General features: G+C 70.2%; 15 protein-coding genes. 13 read left to right on the forward strand and 2 right to left on the reverse strand.

Going from position 1 to position 19,828, the window contains the following annotated elements; all coding sequences use genetic code 11:
• Position 1: 1 nt before the first annotated feature.
• Both ACFWN2_RS07615 and ACFWN2_RS07620 read right to left on the reverse strand, forming a co-directional pair.
• Complete coding sequence (locus tag ACFWN2_RS07615) at positions 2-3,070, reverse strand: ferritin-like domain-containing protein (RefSeq protein ID WP_382425648.1); 3,069 nt, start codon at positions 3,068-3,070, stop codon at positions 2-4.
• Positions 3,067-4,920, reverse strand: coding sequence for a flavin monoamine oxidase family protein (locus ACFWN2_RS07620; protein ID WP_382425650.1), 1,854 nt, complete (start codon positions 4,918-4,920; stop codon positions 3,067-3,069). The genes ACFWN2_RS07615 and ACFWN2_RS07620 overlap by 4 nt, the downstream gene beginning before the upstream one ends.
• On the opposite strand from ACFWN2_RS07620, the gene ACFWN2_RS07625 reads away from it, so the two are divergent.
• From ACFWN2_RS07625 to htpG, 13 genes are all read left to right on the forward strand, one after another.
• On the forward strand, positions 4,902-6,203 hold the full coding sequence (locus ACFWN2_RS07625) for a glycosyltransferase (protein ID WP_382427411.1): 1,302 nt from the start codon (positions 4,902-4,904) through the stop codon (positions 6,201-6,203). The two genes, ACFWN2_RS07620 and ACFWN2_RS07625, sit on opposite strands and share 19 nt — an antisense overlap.
• Entirely contained in the window at positions 6,200-7,411 is a 1,212-nt protein-coding gene (locus ACFWN2_RS07630) for a cytochrome P450 (protein WP_382425651.1), read from the forward strand. The genes ACFWN2_RS07625 and ACFWN2_RS07630 overlap by 4 nt, the downstream gene beginning before the upstream one ends.
• 497 nt (positions 7,412-7,908) lie before the next feature.
• Positions 7,909-10,692: a LuxR C-terminal-related transcriptional regulator gene (locus ACFWN2_RS07635; RefSeq protein ID WP_382425653.1), complete on the forward strand. Its 2,784-nt coding sequence runs from the start codon at positions 7,909-7,911 to the stop codon at positions 10,690-10,692.
• A gap of 143 nt (positions 10,693-10,835) precedes the next feature.
• Complete coding sequence (locus ACFWN2_RS07640; protein ID WP_382425654.1) at positions 10,836-11,846, forward strand: WD40/YVTN/BNR-like repeat-containing protein; 1,011 nt, start codon at positions 10,836-10,838, stop codon at positions 11,844-11,846.
• Complete coding sequence (locus ACFWN2_RS07645; RefSeq protein ID WP_382425655.1) at positions 11,846-12,475, forward strand: uridine kinase; 630 nt, start codon at positions 11,846-11,848, stop codon at positions 12,473-12,475. The genes ACFWN2_RS07640 and ACFWN2_RS07645 overlap by 1 nt, the downstream gene beginning before the upstream one ends.
• Positions 12,476-12,593: 118 nt before the next feature.
• A complete protein-coding gene (locus tag ACFWN2_RS07650) occupies positions 12,594-13,385 on the forward strand; it encodes an alpha/beta fold hydrolase (protein ID WP_382425657.1) in 792 nt (263 codons plus the stop codon).
• 61 nt (positions 13,386-13,446) lie between these two features.
• Positions 13,447-14,412: a helix-turn-helix transcriptional regulator gene (locus tag ACFWN2_RS07655; protein WP_382425659.1), complete on the forward strand. Its 966-nt coding sequence runs from the start codon at positions 13,447-13,449 to the stop codon at positions 14,410-14,412.
• A complete protein-coding gene (locus ACFWN2_RS07660) occupies positions 14,409-15,380 on the forward strand; it encodes a helix-turn-helix transcriptional regulator (protein WP_382425661.1) in 972 nt (323 codons plus the stop codon). The genes ACFWN2_RS07655 and ACFWN2_RS07660 overlap by 4 nt, the downstream gene beginning before the upstream one ends.
• 18 nt (positions 15,381-15,398) lie before the next feature.
• Positions 15,399-15,671, forward strand: coding sequence for a bacteriophage holin (locus ACFWN2_RS07665; protein ID WP_382425662.1), 273 nt, complete (start codon positions 15,399-15,401; stop codon positions 15,669-15,671).
• A complete protein-coding gene (gene tatA / locus ACFWN2_RS07670; RefSeq protein WP_382425663.1) occupies positions 15,664-15,972 on the forward strand; it encodes a Sec-independent protein translocase subunit TatA in 309 nt (102 codons plus the stop codon). Before ACFWN2_RS07665 ends, tatA begins: the two co-directional genes overlap by 8 nt.
• Positions 15,973-16,084: 112 nt before the next feature.
• Positions 16,085-16,993 carry a twin-arginine translocase subunit TatC gene (tatC, locus tag ACFWN2_RS07675; RefSeq protein ID WP_382427413.1) on the forward strand — a complete coding sequence of 303 codons (909 nt, stop codon included), beginning with the start codon at positions 16,085-16,087 and terminating at the stop codon, positions 16,991-16,993.
• Positions 16,990-17,850: a diacylglycerol kinase family protein gene (locus ACFWN2_RS07680; RefSeq protein WP_382425665.1), complete on the forward strand. Its 861-nt coding sequence runs from the start codon at positions 16,990-16,992 to the stop codon at positions 17,848-17,850. Before tatC ends, ACFWN2_RS07680 begins: the two co-directional genes overlap by 4 nt.
• A 46-nt stretch (positions 17,851-17,896) precedes the next feature.
• On the forward strand, positions 17,897-19,750 hold the full coding sequence (gene htpG, locus ACFWN2_RS07685; RefSeq protein WP_382425667.1) for a molecular chaperone HtpG: 1,854 nt from the start codon (positions 17,897-17,899) through the stop codon (positions 19,748-19,750).
• Positions 19,751-19,828 lie beyond the last annotated feature (78 nt).

Here is a 19,828-nt window from a genome sequence, read left to right on the forward strand (position 1 = left end):
GTCACATCCCCTCTGCCTGCGCGCGGAAGTGGTCGGCCCAGAACGTGCTCAGCTCGCCGACCCGCGCCGGGACGAGCGCGCACTTGGCGCACTGCGCGGCGATGTCGTCCAGCCGCATCGCGATCGCGCGCCTGGCCACGTCGGGCCGCGAGATCGCGGCGGGCACCTCGGACAGCTCGAACGACGGCCCCGCCGTGGTGCCGCGCCGGCCGGACGGCAGCGTCACCAGCAGCTCGCCCAGCGGGCGCATCAGCCCGGCCATGAGGTCGATGGCGCCGTTCATGAGGTCGGACCGGCGCAGGCTCCCGTCCGGGCGTTCGCCGAAGTGCTGCGCCATCAGCTGCAACGTCATGGAGTACGACTGGTTGAAGATCTTCATGACCGTGCGGGCATCTGGGTCGGACACCGACTCGACGGCCGGGCTCGCGGGGTCGAGCGACGGGTTGCGCACCACCGGGTACGCGGGGCTCCACAGCTCGCCGTGCGGGCCCGTCACCGGTGCCGTGCGCAGCAGTTCGCCGATGCGCAGGAACGACGTGTAGTGCGAGTCCTCGGTGGCGTCCTCGTCCAGCACACCGCCCTCGCCCTGCTCGGTGATCACGTCGATCGCGTACAGGGCGCTCGGGAGGTCGTCGACCTCCAGCTGGTAGTCGGGGTGCTCGTGGTTGATCGACTCGCGCAGGAACAGGTGGTGCTCGCCGCCGCCGCGGCCCTTCTTCACCAGGAACAGGTCCGGGATCTGTTGCAGGGCCTCGCGGATGTCGGCGTAGAGCTCGCTCAGCGACGCGTAGCCGTGGTCGGCGTGCTCACCGGTGGGCTCGCCGTCGCGCGAGCGCAGATCGCTGACCTGGTGCTCGGGCTTCTCGATCTGGGTGAAGCGCTCCACGCTGCCCAGGTTCAGCCGCTCCAGGGCGAAGTCCAGCGGTACCGGCAGCTCGTGGTTGATGGTGCCGAAGTCGACCTTCGGCACGTGGAACGGCTCGCCCAGCGCCATCAGGATGTTGTTGACGAGCAGGAAGTGGATCATCTCCTCGCGGGCGATGCCGATCAGCATGCTGCGGATGCCCTCGTCGAGGGTCTCCCCGCCGTCACCGCAGGCGAGCTGGAGCTGTTCGGGCGTCCACAGACCCCGCCGCACGTACTCCAGGCCGGCGCCGTGGGTGGGCACCGAGTAGGCCGCGTAGAGGTACTGGAGCATCACGGCGAGCTCGACCATCGCCGCTTCCCGCAGCACCGCGATCAACCGGTCGCGGGTGGCGATCCGCGTGCGGGGGAGCACCTCCGGATCGGAGGGCAGCAGCAGGTGGCCGGGAACCTGTTGCTGCCGCAGGAACTTCAGCAGCAGCCGCGCCTTCGGTTCGGACAGGTCGCGGGTCGGGGGCATGTAGTACGTCCGCGACTTGTTGCGCGGGTCGCACATCTGCCAGATCAGCTTGGCGTAGGTCTCGGTGCGGCTGCGGTTCGCGAGGCTGAAGACCTCCCTGTCCATGAAGGAGAAGAGGTGCTCGTAGTAGGCGAAGACCTCGCGGTACACCACGTCGTAGTCCACCTGCTCGACCTCGTCGAGGTGCCAGTCGTCCGGGAGCACGCGCACGCTGAGATATCCGGCGCCGGCCCAGAAACCGAGCCTGTCCTCGTTGTCGTGGTCGAGTCCGGAGGGGTCGGGTTCGGACGTCAGCAGAACTCGTGCCGTGCCCGCCGCCTTGCCGCGCAGGGTGAACCGGCCGTGCCCGGTGTCGTCCGTCTCCAGCACGGCGGCGCTCGGCGAGACGATCTCCTCCACGGGACCACTGGGCCGCGCCGCCGGGTTCGCGAACTGCCGGACCTCGATGTCGCGCACAGCCGCCGGACGGCCGCGGACGAACGACCGCACGACGACCTCGACGTCGTGGTCGGCGTCTTCAGCGGAACGGGGGTGCTCCACGATGACGCTCGCGTCGTCGACCTGGAGGTTGATCTCCTTCTCCTGAGCCAGGAGCACGCCGTCGGAGGCGACCAGCCGCAGGCCGGTGACGTCCTCTTCGGACAGTGCGCCCGCGACCGTGATGACGCCGGACGTGAGCGCGGCGTCGTCGCCGGTGTACGCGTGGGCGGGGATCCGGGCGACGAGCCGGTCGGCCGTGCGCAGCTCCAGATCCCGTGCCGCGGCCGCCGGTGCGGGCGCGGTGATCATGTTCAGCGTGACCTGGCCGTCCGCGGCCGCGACGGTGAGGTTGCCCATGCGGTTGCGGCCGGTGGCGTCCGGGACGAGCAGCCGTCCGGACGGGTACGTGCGCAGCTCTTCCGGCCGCCACGGCGCGATCGTGCCGTGCAGCCGCCACGCCGAGGGCTGGTCCGGTGCCTGCGGGGCCGACTGGTCCTCCAGCGCGAACTGCACGACGAGCCCACCGGTCCTCGCGGCGCGCAGCAACCCGGCGACCGGGGACGCGTCGGCCTCGTCCAGCCACCGCAGGTCCTCGTCGGTCACGACGAACTGGTGCACCACCGAGCGTCCCAGCCGCCAGTGCCCGCACCCGCGGCCGGTGGTGTGCCAGCGCGGCGGCGAGAAGCCCCTGACCGAGCCCGTCGCCATGTAGCCGACGTCGTGCGACCGTCCGTCACGGCCGAAGCCGAGCTGGCCGACCATGAGGGTCGTCGTCCAGTCGGAGGCGGGGTCCACGTCGAAGATCCGCGCCCGGTTGACCGTGGTGGCGAGGTACTCGTTGTAGTGGCCCCAGAAGTCGACGGCGCGACCGACCACGGGGTCCGTCGTGTCGGGCGTGCCCGCGACGCGTTCGGCGCTGACGATCCGCGCGTTGATGGAGAAGTGCCCGTTGCCGGCGAAGTCACGGCCCAGGGCGCCGCTGAACGGCCCGGCGGGCGCCTCGCGGCCCTCGCTGTCGTAGCGCGGCCCGGTCTCGTCCAGGTGGGCGTGGTACTCCGAGGGCGGGCGGTGCACGGGGAACGGCTCGCCGTCCGCGGTCAGCGCGGTGTTCGTCGCCAGGTCGACGAGACCGTTGCGCGGGCCGGTGGGCAGGCGCGTGGAGGCCGAGCCGCGGAAGTGCAGCCGCGGCAGGTCGAAGACGCTCATGCGGACTTCTCCGTGTGCGTGAGCCGCCGGACGGGGACCATCGCGCCGGTGCGCTGCTCGGACCACTCGATCTCGTGCGCCGCGTCGATCGCCGACTCGATCGCGCCCTCGATCCACGCGGGCTTCGAGGAGCAGTGCTCGCCGGCGAAGAAGAGCCCCTTCTGCGGCCGCGTCGCCTCCCGGCGTTGCGCCTCGCGCAGCGCGGAGTCCTGCTCCCAGCGGATCGTCGCCGCGCCGAGGGACCAGCGGTGCTCGCCCCAGGCCTTCGTGGCGACGTCCAGGACCATCCCCGGCTCGCCCAGTTCGGGGTGCATCACGCCCAGCTCCTGCGCGATCAGCGCGACCCGCTCGCGTTCGGTGAGCTCGCTGAGCGCGTCGGCGTCGGGACCGATGCTGTAGCTGGCGAGCATCACCGCGCCGTGCGCCGGATCTCCGTCGACGGGCGGGTAGTAGGTCTGCCGGACGTGCCCGCCGGTGAACGAACCTCCGCCGCTGATGCCGTCCTTCTGCCAGAACGCCTCCCGGCAGTGGAACGCGACCTTGGTGGCGGGCCAGTACTTCGTCTCGTGGACGATGTCGAGCTTCTCGTCGTCGAACCCGCTGAGCCGCATGCCGCGCAGCACCGTGAACGGGACCGTGCACACCACGTAGTCGCAGGTCCTGGTGAACGACCTGGTGCCCTGCTTCAGCGTCAGCACCACGTTCTTGTCGCGGACGTCGATCGCGGTCACCTCCTGCCCGGTGCCGACCCGGCCGAGCAGGCGTGCCGCGAGGGTGCGGGGGATGAGGTCCATGCCGTCGCGCAGCCGCACGATGGACGAGCTGGTCTCGTCGAGCACGTCGTCGAGGAAGCGCTCCAGATGCGCCGGCACGAGCGAGCGGATGCGCGGGTTGCCCGCGTAGAAGGCGTGCAGGTCGATCATCGTGCCGTTGTGGCCGCGGCGGTACGGCGTCATGTCGACCTGTTCGACGAGGTCGAGCAGGCCCACACCGATCTCGCCGTGCATCCCGTTGTAGAACTGGCGCGGCGCGATGGCCCTGATGGTCGCGTCCAGCCACGCGCCGAAGAGCAGCGTGCCGTCGCAGTACCGCCCGGCAGGGACCCCGGAGGCGAAGTCGCTCACCAGCACGTCGTGGGCGTCGCGCACCCGCAGGTAGCCCGACGAGCTCGGCAGGTACGCGGCGTCGTCGGAGAAGATCGTGTGGAACGGCAGCACCTGGTCCTGCAGGCCGAGCTCGGCGATGTAGTGCAGGGTCAGCCGGTGCTCGGAAGGAATGCGCATCGCACCGAGCTCGGCGAACGGCCCGGTCTCGCCCGCGAAGCGGTGGGTGTGGACGCGGCCACCGATCCTGTCACTGGCCTCGACGATCTCGACCTCGTGGCCGAGCCGTTCCAGCTCGTAGGCCGTGACCAGGCCGGCGACGCCCGCGCCGATGACGGTGACCTTCTTCCGGTCGCCGACGGCGTCGAGACCGTTGACCTCATGCAACCTTGTCACCGCGGACTTCCTTCCGGTGCGCGTTGGTGCTCCAGGAGGGTGACGTGAGAGCGCTACCACGAATCGCGTGGTCGCCTGTCCGAAGTTCTGGTTTTCGCCACCGCGGCCATTGTTCGTGCGGGGACGGTGCGCCCGTATCCCCCGACAGAGCCGGTCCCGAACGACCTCCCGCCACCCATCTGCGACGCCGGGACGCGACAAATCGGACCCGCCCCACTCATGTGCGCGGGTTCTGTCTCGACACGGTGGTCCGCGCGGTGAACCAGGTGATGCTGACGCGAGCCGCTCAGCGGCCACACACGAAGTTGCTGCGGGAGGCGACGTTGACCCGAGTGCTGATCGCGACGACACCGGCCCCAGGACATGTGGTCAGCCTGTTCGAGATAGCCGCCGAGCTGACGCGGCGCGGGCACGAGGTGCGCTGGTACACCGGGGAGGTCTTCCGGGAACAGGTCGAACGGACCGGCGCGCGCTTCGAGCCGATGACCGAGGGGCTCGACTTCGGCGGCCACAGCCGTGAGGAGGCCTTCCCCGACCACGCGGGGCTGACGGGGCTGAAGAGCTTCAAGGTCGGTGTGCGGGACATCTTCTACCGCACGGCTCCCGGTCAGATGTGGGACATCCTCGCGCTGCTCGAACGCTTTCCCGCGGACCGGATCCTGTCCGACGACATGTGCTACGGCGCGTGCTTCGCCAGTGAGGTCACGGGAATTCCCCTGGTGTGGCTGGCGAACTCCATCTACATCCTGGGCAGCAGGGACACCGGCCCGCTGGGGATGGGGTTGCCGCCGAGCACCACGCCGCTGAACCGCGTGCGCAACGCGGCGCTGAGGTTCCTGGGCGACCAGGTGTCGATGCGGGACCTGCGCGCGGAGGCCGACCGCGTGCGCGCCGGGGTCGGGTTGCCCAGGCTGAGGAAGCGGGCGATGGAGAACATCTCCCGTTCACCCGACCTGTACCTGGTCGGGTCCGTGGCGTCGTTCGAGTTCCCGCGCCGTGACCTGTCGCCGGGAACGCACTTCATCGGCGGCTTGTTCGGCGTGCCGCCGAAGCACTTCGAGCCGCCGGACTGGTGGGACGAGCTGGAGGGTGAACGGCCCGTCGTCCTGATCACGCAGGGCACCACGGCCAACGACGTCGAACGCATGCTCGTGCCGGCCGTGCGCGCCCTCGCCGAGGAGGACGTGCTCGTCGTGCTGACCACCGGCAGCAAGCTCGACGTGGAGCGCCTGCTTCCGTTGCCGGGCAACGTGCGCATGGAGCGGTTCGTGCCGTACCACCACCTGCTGCCGCACGTGGACGTGATGATGACCAACGGCGGCTACAACGGGGTCAACGCCGCTCTCGCGCACGGGGTGCCGTTGGTCGTCGTTCCCGCCACGGAGGAGAACCCCGACGTGGCCGCGAGAGTCGAGTACGCCGGTGTCGGCGTCGTGGTCAAACCGCGTGCGGTGACCGAAGCCAGCCTGCGCGCGGCCGTGAAGACCGTGCGCACCAACGAGAGCTACCAGCGTCGTGCCGCCGAACTGGCGGTGGACCTCAACGACAACCACGCGCCGCAGCGGGCCGCCGACCTGATCGAGTCCGCTGTCGTCTTCCAGGATCAGATCCCGACCGGAGGTATCGCACGGTGAACGGCACGACGAAGACGGGGCTGCAGGCCCCGGAGACGACCATGCCCATCGATCCCGGTCCCTTCGACTGCATGCCCGACCTGCTCGCGGCCGCGCGGGTGGCCCCGATCGTGCGGATCCCGTACCTCGGGCAGCACGCGTGGGTGGTGTGCGACCGCGAGCTCGTCAAGCAGGCGCTCGCGCATCCCAAGATGGGCAAGGACATCACCCTCGTCCCGGACTTCATGAAGCAGCCTGGCCTGATGGTGGGCTCGCAGCCGCCGCCGGAGTACGCGCGGGCCATGATCATGAGCGACGGTGAGAACCACGCGCGGATCAGGCGCCTGCACGCGCCGGTGCTGAGCCCCCGCAACACCGAGAGGTGGGGCGAGCGGGTCAGCGTCAAGGTGGACGGCTTCCTCGACGAGCTGGAGAACCTCAGCGGCGAGGTCAACGTCGTCACCGACTACACCCACAAGATCCCGCTGGCGTTCATCTCGGAGATGCTGGGGCTGCCGGAGGAGGCCGAACGGCAGCTGCGCAGCATCACCGACGTGATGCTCTACTCGTCGGACTACGAGGCGCGAACCCTCGCCGTCCGCGCGCTGTACGGGGCGGTCGAGGGGTGGGTCGAGAACCCGGAACCGTTGCGCGACGGCGTGATCACCGGCCTGCTGGCCTCGTCCAACGGCATCGACGCCGCCGTGACGGAGGGCGAGGTGATCGTGTGGACCCTGGGCATGATCATCACGGGCTACGAGACGACCGGCAGCCTGATCTCCGCGTCGCTCTTCGAGGCGTTGCGCCGTCCGGTGGACGAGCGGCCGACGACCGACGAGGGGATCAAGGCGTGGATCGAGGAGGCGCTGCGCGTCCACCCGCCGTTCCCGCACCCGACCTGGCGCTTCCCGCTGGAGGACATCGAGCTCGGCGGCTACCTGATCCCCAAGGGAGCCCCCGTGCAGGTCAGCATCGCGGCGGCCAACCGTGAACCGGGCGAGGAGGCCGACAGCTTCGAGGCCTCGCGGGGAGGCCACGGCCACCTCTCGTTCGGGCTCGGCGCGCACTACTGCATCGGCGCGTCGCTGGTGCGGCTCGAAGCCCAGATCGCGGTGAGCGGCTTCCTGCGCCGCTTCCCGGAGGCGCGTCTCAGCGCCTCCACGCCGGTCGAGTGGGAGTCCGAGTGGATGATCCGCCGGATGAGCGTCCTCCCCGCGGCGCTGCGCTGACCGGTGGCGGCGGGCCGGGACCCCCGGCCCGGCCCGCCGCTGTCAAAGTCAACCGCGGTGGTTCAACCCGTCCGGAGCAATCACCGATTTCGTGAATCTGGTAGTCGTGTTTCCCGTGACCGGCCAAATGAGACGTGGGCATACCCGGAGTTTCTCAGTCGGGCCGGAACTGGGCGTCTCAATTCGGGCGCACTTCTTCGGGTTTTCCGGTCAGCGGCTGGTGGAGCGCTATTCCACGCGTGGTCGCGGCGAAACCGTGCGGGCTAATGTGAAGATCTCTCTGGTCCTGGTCTGTGCTGGGTGTTGACATGGTGGGCGGCATCGCGCGAGTCTCCAAGCCGATGAGGTGGGGAGGTGCCCGGATGCAGCCGGCAGGTAGTCGATCGAACCGCGAATTAATTTTCCGCGTCGTGAAGACTTCACTTTGCGTCAATTCCCGACTGTGACAACAGGGCAGGATAAAAGTGTCGTGCACACCTCTCGGCGAGAATGTCGCGGTGTGGGACCGGTCGCCGGACGCGTCCGTCTCGCTCCCGTTGCGCGGGCGTGAAGGGGAAACCCGCAGGATCAAGCAGTTGATGCTGGCCGTGATGGAGTCCCGGCGGGCGCGGATGCTGGTCGTGGCGTCCCCCGCGGGCACCGGCGCCACGAGACTGGTGGCCGAGAGCGCGTCCCTGGCGGACCTGCGCGGCCTGTCGGTGGTGGACCTGACCCCCGGTGCCGGCGGGTCGAGGACCGACCACCCGCACGTCGTCAGCGTCAGCTCGCCGGCCGCGCAGATCGAACAGCGCCTCGTCCAGGCGTTGCGGCGCGGGCCCGTGCTCGTCACCTTCGACGACGCCCACCGCTCGCCCTCGGTGCTCGGCGCCGCGAGCGCCGTGCTGGCGAAGTTCGCGCAGCAGCCGGTGTGCTGGCTGTTCACTGTCCACAACGAACACTTCGCGTCCTCCGCGAGCGCTGTGCTGCACGACATGGCGCGCGTGCTCCCCTGCGACTGGGTCGAGCCGCTCACGCCGTTGCCCGACGACGCCGCCTTCGACCTCGCCGCCGACCTGCTGGGCGCGGCGCTGGACCAGGACGTCGCCTCACTGGTCGGCAGCGCGGGAGGAACCCCTCAGGGCGTCGTCGACGTCGTCACGGGACTGCTGCGGGAGCACCACGTCCAGGTCGTGGAGGACGTCGCCCGGCTCACCCCGGGACCGCTGGACCGTGGTGTCGCCTGTGCCGTGTCACCGGAACCGGCCGCGCAGCTGCCCCGGTCGTTCCGGCGGATGGTGGGGGAGAGGCTGCACCGGCTGTCCCCGCGCGCCCAGGACGTGCTCCAGGTCGCGGCGGTGCTCGGCAGCGGGTTCGCCCCCGACGACCTGGCCGAGGTGCTGGGAGAGCCCGTGGCGGTGCTGCTGCGGCCGCTCGGCGAAGCGCTGACGGCGGGGTTGCTGCGCGGCGACGGCGCCGAGTTCGTCTTCCACCGGGAACCGGTGTGGCGCGCGGTGCTCGGCTCCGTGCCGCGCCCGATGCGGGCGGCGTTGCACCGGCAGGTCGTGACGATGCTGCTCGCCCGCGAGCACCGCGACGTCGTGCCGATCGCTGTGCACCTGGTGCACTGCGCCCGCAGCGGCGACGCCCAGGCCGTCAGCACCGTCGACGAGGCGGCCAAGGCCCTGCTGCCCGACTCGCCGGACGCGGCAGCGGCACTCGCGATCAACGGCCTGCGGATCACCGCCCAGGGCGAGCCGAACCGGATCGCGCTCGGCGTCACGGCCGCCGCCGCCCTCGTCCGGATGGGCAGGCTCAGCCAGGCCGTGGAGCTCTCGCGGGAGCTCCTGCACCCCGACGACCCGTGCCACGTGAAGTCGGCGTCCGTGCTGCGCACCTGGCAGACCATCGCGCAGATGCTGCGCGGCGATGCCACCACGGTGTGCACCGTCGGCCTGGAGGTCACCGAGTCCGCGGCGGCAGACCAGTCGCCGGAGCTGTTGCTGCTCAACATCCTCTCGCTGTACAACCTCGGCGCCGCGATCGGGATGGCGGACCAGGTGCTGGCGCAGTCCGGCGGCTACAGCGCCGACGTGCTGGCCGCCGCGCTGACCGTGCGGGCGATGGCGAACTGGCGGGAGGGAAGCCTCGACGCGGCACTGGAGTCGGCGGAGGCGGCCGTCGTCGTGCGCGACGAGCTGACCAGGATCTGGCAGAGCGATCCACTGTGGACGAAGGTGTGGGTGCTCACCAGGCTCGGCAGACTGACAGAGGCGCTCGACGCGGTGGACGAGGCGTGCGGCACGGCCGAAGCGCACGGAACCGGTGTGATGACGTCGGTTCCGCTCACGCTGCGCGCGGCAGTCCTGCTGGCACAAGGCGACCTCACCGCGGCCGAGGCCGCCGCGACCACCGGCCTGGCCGCCTCGGAACTGGCCGAGATGCCGTTGTTCCAGCCACAGCTGGGCGCGGTCCTCGTCCTCTGCTCGCTCCGGCGGGGTGACCTGGTCGCCGCCACCGACGGCCTGCGCAGGCTGGAGGAGACGGTCGTCGCCGGCCACCCCTGCGCCGTGACCCTGCGGCTGGTGGCGGGCCAGGTCGCCGCGGCCAACGACGGCCCGGAGGCGGCGATCGACGAGATCCGCCCGTTCACGGACGACCTGGGACTGCGCACGGAACTTCTGCTCGAAGCACCCACCGCCACCGCCTGGTGCGTGCGCACGGCCCTGGCCGCCGACGACCAGGCCCTCGCCGAACTGCTCGCGAGCACCACCGAGGACCTCGCCCGCGCGAACCCCCGGCACGACTCGGTGGTGTTCGCCGCAGACCACGGCCGCGCACTGGTGAAACAGGACACCGCCACGCTCTCGGACCTCGAAGCAGCGTGCACCGACCCGTGGACGAAGGCCTCTCTCGCGGAGGACATCGGGACGGTCCACCTCGACACCGACCGCGAGCAGGCCGTCCTCGAACTCAACCGCGCGCTCTGCGGCTACGACGAGATCGAGGCCGAGCTCGACTCCGCCCGCGTGCGCAGGGTGTTGCGGCGCCTCGGTGTGCGGCGCAGGCGGAGCATCGTCCGGCGGCAGGAGGAGCCCGAGCTCGAACCCCGTCCGCGCACCGGGTGGGACAGCCTGACCGGGACCGAGGAGAAGGTCGCGCGGCTCGTCGCGGACGGGCTGACCAACCGGCAGGTGGCGAAGGAGCTGTTCATCTCGCCGCACACGGTCGGGTTCCACCTGCGGCAGATCTACCGCAAGCTCTGCATCCAGTCGCGGGTGGACCTGGCGCGGATCGCGCCGTGACCGGCCGGTGGGGGCGTGGCCGGTGGGCGGCGCCGTGTCCCCGCTCGCACCCATGACCGCCCGACGGCACTACGTCCCCCTCGCACCCATGACCGCCGTTCGGGGCTGGTGAGCCCGTTCCCGGCTGCACCAGAGTGACCCGCATGAGGATCATCGCGGCGGCACTCGCCGCTCTTCTGGTTCTTCCCGCCCTGGTTCTTCCCGGGGTCGCCTCGGCTGACTCCTACTGGGACCTGAAACCGACCGGCACGGACGCGCGGTTCCGCGGCCTGTCCGCCGTCAGCGCGCAGGTCGCGTGGGTCAGCGGCTCGAAGGGCACCGTCCTGCGCACCACGAACGGCGGCCGGACCTGGGACTCCGTCGGCCCGCCCGGCACCGAGGAGCTGGAGTTCCGCGACGTCGAGGCGTTCGACGCGCGCAACGCCGTGGTGCTGTCGATCGGCGAGGGCGAGTCGTCGCGGATCTACCGCACGTCCGACGGCGGCAGGAGCTGGCAGGAGGAGTTCCGCAACACCGACCCGAAGGCGTTCTACGACTGCGTGGCGTTCTTCGACCGGTTCCGCGGCCTCGCGCTGAGCGACCCGGTCGACGGCAAGTTCCGCGTGCTGCGCACCTGGGACGGCGGCCGGTCATGGCACGTCAACGACCCCAAGGGCATGCCGGACGCGTTGCCGGGCGAGTTCGCGTTCGCGGCGTCCGGGCAGTGCGTGACGACCAGCGGCAACCACGCGTGGATCGCGACCGGCGGCGGCGCGAAGGCACGGGTGCTGGAGTCGCGCGACGGTGGGCGTTCGTGGAAGGCGAGCGACGTTCCCCTGCCGTCCGGTGAGGCGGCCGGGGTGTTCGCGGTGGCGTTCAAGACGCCGTGGCGCGGTGTCGCGATCGGCGGTGACTACCTCAAGCCGACGGATCCGACGCCGGCGTTCGCGACCAACGACGGCCGTGGCTGGAAGGCCGGGTCCCGGGCGCCCGTCGGCTACCGGTCCGGCATCGCCTACCGCGGGGACGGGCTGGTCGCGGTCGGACCGTCCGGGACGGACACCTTCAGGGACCGGAAGTGGAAGGTCGCGGACACGGGGAGCTTCGACACCGTCGACTGCGTGGGCCACACCTGCTGGGCCGCCGGCGAGAAGGGGCGCGTCGGGCGCACCTGATGCGACTGCACCCCGGAGAGACCGAGGCCGCGTGGCGGGTCGTGAAACTGGCTGACGTCGTGCGGCGACTGCGCGAGGAGGCGCCTGCGGGGCGTCCCCTCGTCGTCGCCGTCGACGGGCGCGGCGGGGCCGGGAAGTCCACCGTCGTCGAACGGCTGCGGCGGCACGTCCCGCGGTCCGGGGTCGTGCACACCGACGACATCGCCTGGAACCAGGCGTATTTCGACTGGGGCGGCCTGATCGCCGGGAACGTCCTCGCGCCGCTGCACCGGGGCGAGGCGGTGGCGTTCCGGCCGCCGGCGTGGGCGGAGCACGGCCGACCCGGCGCGATCCGCGTCCCCGCCGGCCTGGACGTCGTGTGGGTCGAGGGCACCGGGATCCTCCGCGAGGAGCTCGCCGCGTGGATCGACGCCTCGATCTGGGTGCAGGGCGACCTGGACGAACAGCAACGCCGCCTGGTCGCCCGGGACGGCGACTCCGCTGAGCAACGGCGGCACGTCGCCGCGTGGCTGGCGGAGGAACTTCCCTTCCTGCTCCGCGAACGGCCGTGGGAGAGGGCGACGGTCGTCGTGGCGGGCACGACCGGCCTGCGACATGATCCCGCCCACGAAATCGTCGTCGGGGTGTAACGCCCGCGCCCCCTGCAGCGAAATGGGACGTGTCGGCCGCACTCCACAGGGGTAGCCGAAGGGTGTGTTCGAGGGTTTCTCGTTGCGTTGCAGGGACGTCGGCGAGGCCGTGTTACGGGTGAGGACCGGTGGTGCAGGGCCACCGGTCCTTCTCCTTCACGGCCACCCTCGGACTCACACCACCTGGCACCGCGTCGCGCCGTTGCTCGCGACCGACCACACCGTCGTGTGCCCCGATCTGCGCGGCTACGGCGAGTCCAGCAAACCCGGTGACTACTCGAAACGCGCGATGGCGCGCGACTTCGTCGAACTCATGCGCCAGCTCGGCCACGAGCGGTTCGCCGTCGCCGGGCACGACCGGGGCGCCGCCGCCGCGATCAGGCTGGCGCTCGACCACCCGACCAGGGTCACCCACCTCGCCGTCCTCGACGGACTGCCGATCGGCGCCCACCTGAGCAGGGCCGACGCCCGGTTCGCGCAGAGCTGGTACCACTGGTTCTTCCTGGCGCGCCAGGAGCTCGCCGCCGCGATGATCAACGAGAACCCCGGCCTCTGGTACGGCGGCCGCTACCACGACACCCCGCTCGCCATGGGCGTCGAGAACTGGGCCGACTTCCAGCGGGCGATCCACGACCCCGAGACCGTGCTCGCGATGTGCGGTGACTACCGCGCCGGCCTGGAGGTCGACCGCCTGCACGACGACGAGGACAGAGCCGCCGGAAACAGGATCAGGTGCCCCGTGCTGGCGCTCTGGTCGGCCAAGGACGACCTGGGGGAGCTTTACCCGGACCTGCCGGGGATCTGGGCCGAGTGGGCCGATGACGTGCGGGTTCGGTCCCTCGACTGCGGGCACCACATGGCCGAGGAGGCACCCGTCGAGCTGGCGCGCGAACTGCGGACCCTGTTCTGAACGGACCGTTGACGACAGGTGGTGATGAGGTTTCGGCGCGCGCACGCGTTAGGGTCTGTCCGTGGCCATCGCACGTGCCGAACGCCTCGTCAACCTGGTGTTGTGCCTGCTGTCGACCCGTCAGTACCTGACAGCGGAGCGCATCCGCGCCATCGTCCCCGGCTATCACGAAGCGCCGACGGACGAGGCGTTCTTCCGCATGTTCGAACGGGACAAGTCCGAGCTGCGGGACCTCGGCGTGCCGCTGGAGACCGGACGGCAGTCCAACGCCGAGGGCGCGGAGGACGGGTACCGGATCGCGCGGCGCGACTACGAGCTCGGGGACATCGACCTCGAACCCGACGAGGCCGCCGCCGTGGCGCTCGCCGCCCGGCTGTGGGACTCGCCGCAGCTCACGGGCGCGGTGCACGGCGCGTTGATCAAGCTGCGGGCCGCCGGGGTGGACGTCGACCAGGACACGCCCGCGGCCGTCGAGCCCAAGGTGCGCGCCAACGAGCCCGCGTTCCCGCCGCTGCTGCAGGCCGTGCAGGCGGGGCAGGTCGTCTCGTTCGACTACCGCAAGCCGCCGCCCGGCGGGCAGAAGGAACGCACGGTCGAGCCGTGGGGCGTGGTCGCGTGGCGCGGCAAGTGGTACCTCGTCGGCTGGGACCGTGAACGCGACGACACGCGCTGTTTCCGGCTCTCTCGCGTCGTGGGCGCTGTACGGACCGTGGGCAAGCCAGGCGCGTTCACCGTTCCCGAGGGCACGGACCTGATGAGCCTCATCGCGCGCACGCAGGCCGATCCGCACCAGACGGCGCCCGCCAGGATCTGGGTGGCGAAGGACAGGGCGCAGGGCGTGCGGCGGCACGCGAAGGTCGTCGAGGAACGCGACGGCGGCGACGTCGTCGAGATCGACCTGAAGTTCCCCGACTCGGCGGCCAAGTGGCTCGCCGGGTTCGGGCCCGACGTCGTGGTGCTGGAACCCGAGGTCCTGGCCAAGTCGGTCCGCGACCGCCTGCAGGGCGCACTGGAAGGAGCGCGGTGACCGCGTCGAACGAACGGCTGCCGCGCCTGCTCGCACTCGTGCCGTACCTGCTCAACCGGCCCGCCATCACCGTCAAGGAGGCCGCGGCCGACTTCGGCATCACGCCCAAGCAGCTGCGCAAGGACCTCGAACTGCTGTGGATGTGCGGCCTGCCCGGCTACGGCCCCGGCGACCTGATCGACCTGTCGTTCGAGGGCGAGACGATCACCGTCTCGTTCGACGCGGGCCTCGACCGGCCGTTGCGCCTCACCGCGGCCGAGGCGGCGTCGCTGTTGGTCGCGCTGCGGGCGCTGGCCGACACACCCGGCGTCGTGGACACGGACGCCGTGCAGCGGGCGCTCGCGAAGATCGAGGCCGCGGTCGGCAAGGCCCAGCCCGCGGGCATGGTCGTCGGTCTCGGCGGGTTCGAACGCGGGGAGACCGCGGAGATCCGCGCCGCCGTGCAGGACGCCGTGAAGCGCGAACGGGCCGTGCGCATCCGCTACTACTCGCAGTCGCACGACGCGATGAGCGATCGAGTGGTCGACCCGATGCGCCTGCTGCTCGTCGAAGGACGCGGCTACCTCGAAGGATGGTGCCGTTCGGCGCTCGGCGTGCGGCTGTTCCGGCTCGACCGGATCGACGACGTTCAGGTGCTGGACGAGCCGTCGTCGCCTCCGCCGCACGCCCAGCCGACCGATACGTCGGAGGGGTTGTTCCACTCCCGCGACGACCAGAAGATCGCCGTCCTCCTGCTCGAACCCGACGCGCACTGGGTGGCCGAGTACTACCCGGTGGACCACGCGGCGGAGCTGTCCGACGGCCGCACACGTGTCCTCATGCGCTACGACGACCCGTCGTGGATGGTCCGCCTGCTCCTGGGGCTGGGCGGCGACGTGCACGTAGAGCAGCCGGCGGAGCTCGCGGACGAGGTGGTGCGCCAGGCACGCGAAGCATTGCGGCGGGCAGATCACCTGTTGTCCACCTAAGACGTATAACGTGTGACTGTGCCGTCCACACCGACCCTGGCGCTGATCGCGCTCGGCCTCGTCGCGTTGATCGTGATCGCGGTCCGAGTCCTCCGATCCTTGCGCCGAATGGCCTCTGCCCGCACTCTGGTGGGGAACAGGTTCGGAGACGGCGTCGGTCTGCTGAAGGCGCGATCCGCGGCGCTGAAGGTGGCCCTCGCCGAACGGCGGTCGAACGAACAGGCCCGGACCAGGGCGAACCCCGCGTACGATCGTCGTCGCGGGGGAGACAGGAGGACCACCAATGCCTAACCTCGGACCCACCGAGCTGATCATCATCGCTGTGGTGATCATCCTGTTGTTCGGTGCGAAGAAGCTTCCCGACATGGCCCGGTCGCTGGGCAAGTCGGCCAAGATCTTCAAGGCTGAGACGAAGGGCCTCCGCGACTCCGACCCGGACGACGCGCCGGTCCAGCAGCAGCAGCCCGTGCAGCAGCCCGTGCAGCAGCCGGTCCAGCAGCTCCCCCCGGCCCAGCCGCAGGTGCAGCCGCAGCAGCCCCAGGTCGCTCCTCCCATCGAGCAGACCACGCAGAACAAGGCCACCGGCAACTGACCTCCCGGTCTCCTGACTTGTAAGGACGGTCGAAGCGGTGGCAAGTCCGTTCCGGTGGGTCGCGCAACGCCGGGAACGCGGCAGGCGCCGTCGGGGCAACGCCGACGGCACGATGTCGCTCAAAGAGCACCTCTACGAGCTGAGGTACCGGCTCGGTCTAGCGATGCTGGTCATCGCCGTGGGTGCGATCTTCGGCTTCATCTGGTTCCAGGTGCGGCTCGGCCCGATCCCGTCGCTCGGCGACATCCTGACGGGGCCGTACTGCCAGGACGACCTGGCGCCGTACCGGGCCGACATCACCAAGGACGGCCGCTGCGCGTTGCTGCAGACCGAACCGTTCGAGATCTTCCTCGTGCAGCTGCAGGTCGGCACGGCGGCGGGCGCGGTGCTGCTCAGCCCGTTGTGGCTGTACCAGGTCTGGGCGTTCATCACCCCCGGCCTCTACCAGAAGGAACGCAAGTTCGCGCGCGTCTTCGTGGCGGCCGGCGCGCTGCTGTTCGTGGCCGGCGCGGTGCTCGCCTACCTGGTGGTGCCGGAGGGCCTGAAGGTGCTGCTCGGCTTCGGCAGCGGCAACTGGACCACGGCGCTCACGGGTAGCAAGTACATCAACTTCGTCATCACGATGTTGTTCATCTTCGGCGTGAGCTTCCTGATCCCGCTGGTCGTGGTGATGCTCAACCGCGCGGGCGTGCTGTCCTACGAGCGGCTGGCCAAGTGGCGGCGCGGCCTGACGATGGGCCTGTTCGTGTTCGCCGCCGTCGCGACGCCGGGCACCGACCCGATCTCGATGGTCGTGCTGGCCCTCGCGCTGGTGCTGCTGTTCGAGATGGCGATCCAGATCTCCCGCGTCCACGACAAGCGCAAGGCCAAGCTCCGTTCGGCGGAGGGCTGGGACCAGCTCGACGACAACGAGGCGGCGCCGTTCAACTACGTCGCGTCCGACGCCGAGGGCAACGACCCCGGTGAGAAGGCCGTCGCTTCGGAGCCCACGAAGCGCGTCAACTACGACGACGCCACGTGACGCGGGCCGCTTTACTGGTCGTTCCCGCGTCGGGAAAGGGGCGGGCGGCCAGGATGGCCGGGTCGACCGCCGCGGCGCTGCGGCCGCACGTGTCGTCGTTGACGCAGCTGGTCGCCCACGACGCCGAGGGCACGCTGGCGATGGCCCGCGAGGCCGTCGCGTCCGGGGTCGACCTGCTGGTCGTGCTCGGCGGTGACGGAGCCGCCCACCTGGGCATCCAGGCGGTCGCGGGCACGTCGACCGCGCTCGGCATCGTCCCCGCGGGCACCGGCAACGACCTGGCGGCGGCCATCGGCTCGCAGTCGGTCGAGGACGTCGTGCTCGGCACCCGCAGGACGCTGGACCTGGGCCGGTTGTCGACGGGGCAGTGGTTCGCGACGGTGCTGTGCGCCGGGTTCGACTCGGCGGTGAACGAGCGGGCGAACGCGATGCGCTGGCCCGCCGGTCCGCGCCGCTACGACCTCGCGATCGTGGCCGAGCTGGCGTCCCTGAAGTCGGCGCCGCTGGTGGTGACGACCGAGAGCGAGACGTTCTCGCTGGACGCGACGCTCGTGGCGATCGGCAACACGCCGAACTACGGCGGCGGCATCCCCGTGTGCCCCGGCGCGGACGCCCACGACGGGCTGTTCGACGTCACGGTCGTGGAACGCGCCAGCCGCACGATGCTGATGCGCATGCTGCCGACGCTGCGCACGGGCGCGCACACCGACCATCCGGCCGTGCGGACGTTCCGCGCGCGTGAGGTTTCTCTGGCCGGTGGTAACGGCTGGATCGCTTATGCCGACGGTGAACGTCAGGAGGCACTTCCGGTGTCTGTTCGGACAGTTCCCGACGCCCTCACGGTCGTGGGTCGCTAAGTTGTAGGGCTGTTCGGTTCGTATTTCGGTTCTTCGGTAGGGATTTATGGAGACTCTGCAGTTTCAGTCCGAGGCGCGCCAGCTGCTGCAGCTGATGATCCACTCGATCTACTCGAACAAGGACACGTTCCTGCGCGAGCTGGTCTCGAACGCCTCCGACGCGCTCGACAAGCTGCGGCTGGAGTCGTTCCGCGACAAGGACATGCAGGTCGACGTGGACGACCTGCACGTCGTGATCGAGTCCGACCCCGCCGAGCGCACGCTCACGGTGCGGGACAACGGCATCGGCATGACCCGCGAGGACGTCGTGCGCCTCATCGGCACGATCGCGAAGTCCGGTACCGCGGAGTTCCTGAAGCAGCTCAAGGAACAGCAGTCCGGCAGCACGTCCGATCTGATCGGCCAGTTCGGCATCGGCTTCTACTCGTCGTTCATGGTGGCGGACAAGGTCACCCTCGTGACGAAGTACCCGCACGCCGAGAAGGGCGTGCGCTGGGAGTCGTCCGGCGAGGCCACCTACACGATCGACGACGTGGACGACGCGCCCCAGGGCACCTCGGTCACGTTGCACCTCAAGCCGTCCGACGACGAGGACCGGCTGCCGGACTACACCGAGCCGGCCAAGATCAAGGAGATCGTCAAGCGCTACTCGGACTTCATCACCTGGCCCGTGCGCCTGGGCGGCGAGGAGATCAACTCCCGCAAGGCCCTGTGGGCGCGCCCGGCCTCCGAGGTGACGGAGGAGGAGTACGCCGAGTTCTACCGGCACATCAGCCACGACTGGAACGCGCCGCTGGAGACCATCCGCATGCAGGCGGAGGGCACGTTCGAGTACCAGGCCCTGCTGTTCCTGCCCGCGCAGGCGCCGATGGACCTGTTCATGCGCGACGGCAAGCGCGGCGTCCAGCTCTACGTGAAGCGCGTCTTCATCATGGAGGACTGCGCCGAGCTGATGCCGGAGTACCTGCGCTTCGTGAAGGGCGTCGTCGACGCGGCGGACCTCTCGCTGAACGTGTCGCGCGAGATCCTGCAGCAGGACCGCCAGATCCAGCTGATGCGCCGCCGCCTGGTGAAGAAGGTCCTCTCGTCCATCAAGGCGCTGCAGTCCTCGCGCCCCGACGACTACGCGAAGCTGTGGGGCGAGGTCGGCGCGGCGCTGAAGGAGGGCCTGCTCTCCGACGCGGACAACCGCGACGCGATCCTGGAGGTCTGCTCCTTCGCCTCCACGCACACGGAGGAGTCGTCGAACGCGCTCACCACGCTGGCCGACTACGTCTCGCGCATGAAGGACGGCCAGGAGCACATCTACTTCATGACCGGCGACTCGCGCGTCGCCGTCGAGAAGTCGCCGCACCTGGAAGCGTTGCGCGCCAAGGGCTTCGAGGTGCTGATCCTCACCGACACGATCGACGAGATGTGGGTCGACTCCGTCCCCGCGTTCGACGGGAAGACGTTCCAGTCGGTCGCCAAGGGTCAGGTGGACCTGGAGACCGACGAGGAGAAGTCGGCCAACGAGGCCAAGGCGGCGGAGTTCGGCGACCTGCTCACGTGGATGAAGGAGCAGCTGGAGGACACCGTCAAGGAGGTCCGCCTCTCCTCGCGCCTGACGACCTCGCCGGCGTGCGTCGTCGGTGACTCCTACGACATCACTCCGACCCTGGAGAAGATGTACAAGGCGATGGGGCAGGAGCTGCCGAAGATCAAGCGGATCCTGGAGCTCAACCCGTCGCACCCGCTGGTCGAGGGCCTGCACAAGGCGTTCGCGGCGGGTGAACGCGACTCGCTGGCCGACACCGCGGAGCTGATCCACGGGCTGGCGCTGCTGGCGGAGGGCGGCGAGCTCGCGGACCCGTCGCACTTCGTGAAGCTGGTGGCGGACCGGGTGCAGCGCACGTTCTGACATAACCGCAGGTGGAGGGCGATGTCCAGGGGACATCGCCCTCTGTCGTTTCAGTGTTGATTGAAGTTAATCTATCTC

The organism is Lentzea sp. NPDC058436, assembly GCF_042721515.1.
Lineage (GTDB): Bacteria > Actinomycetota > Actinomycetes > Mycobacteriales > Pseudonocardiaceae > Lentzea.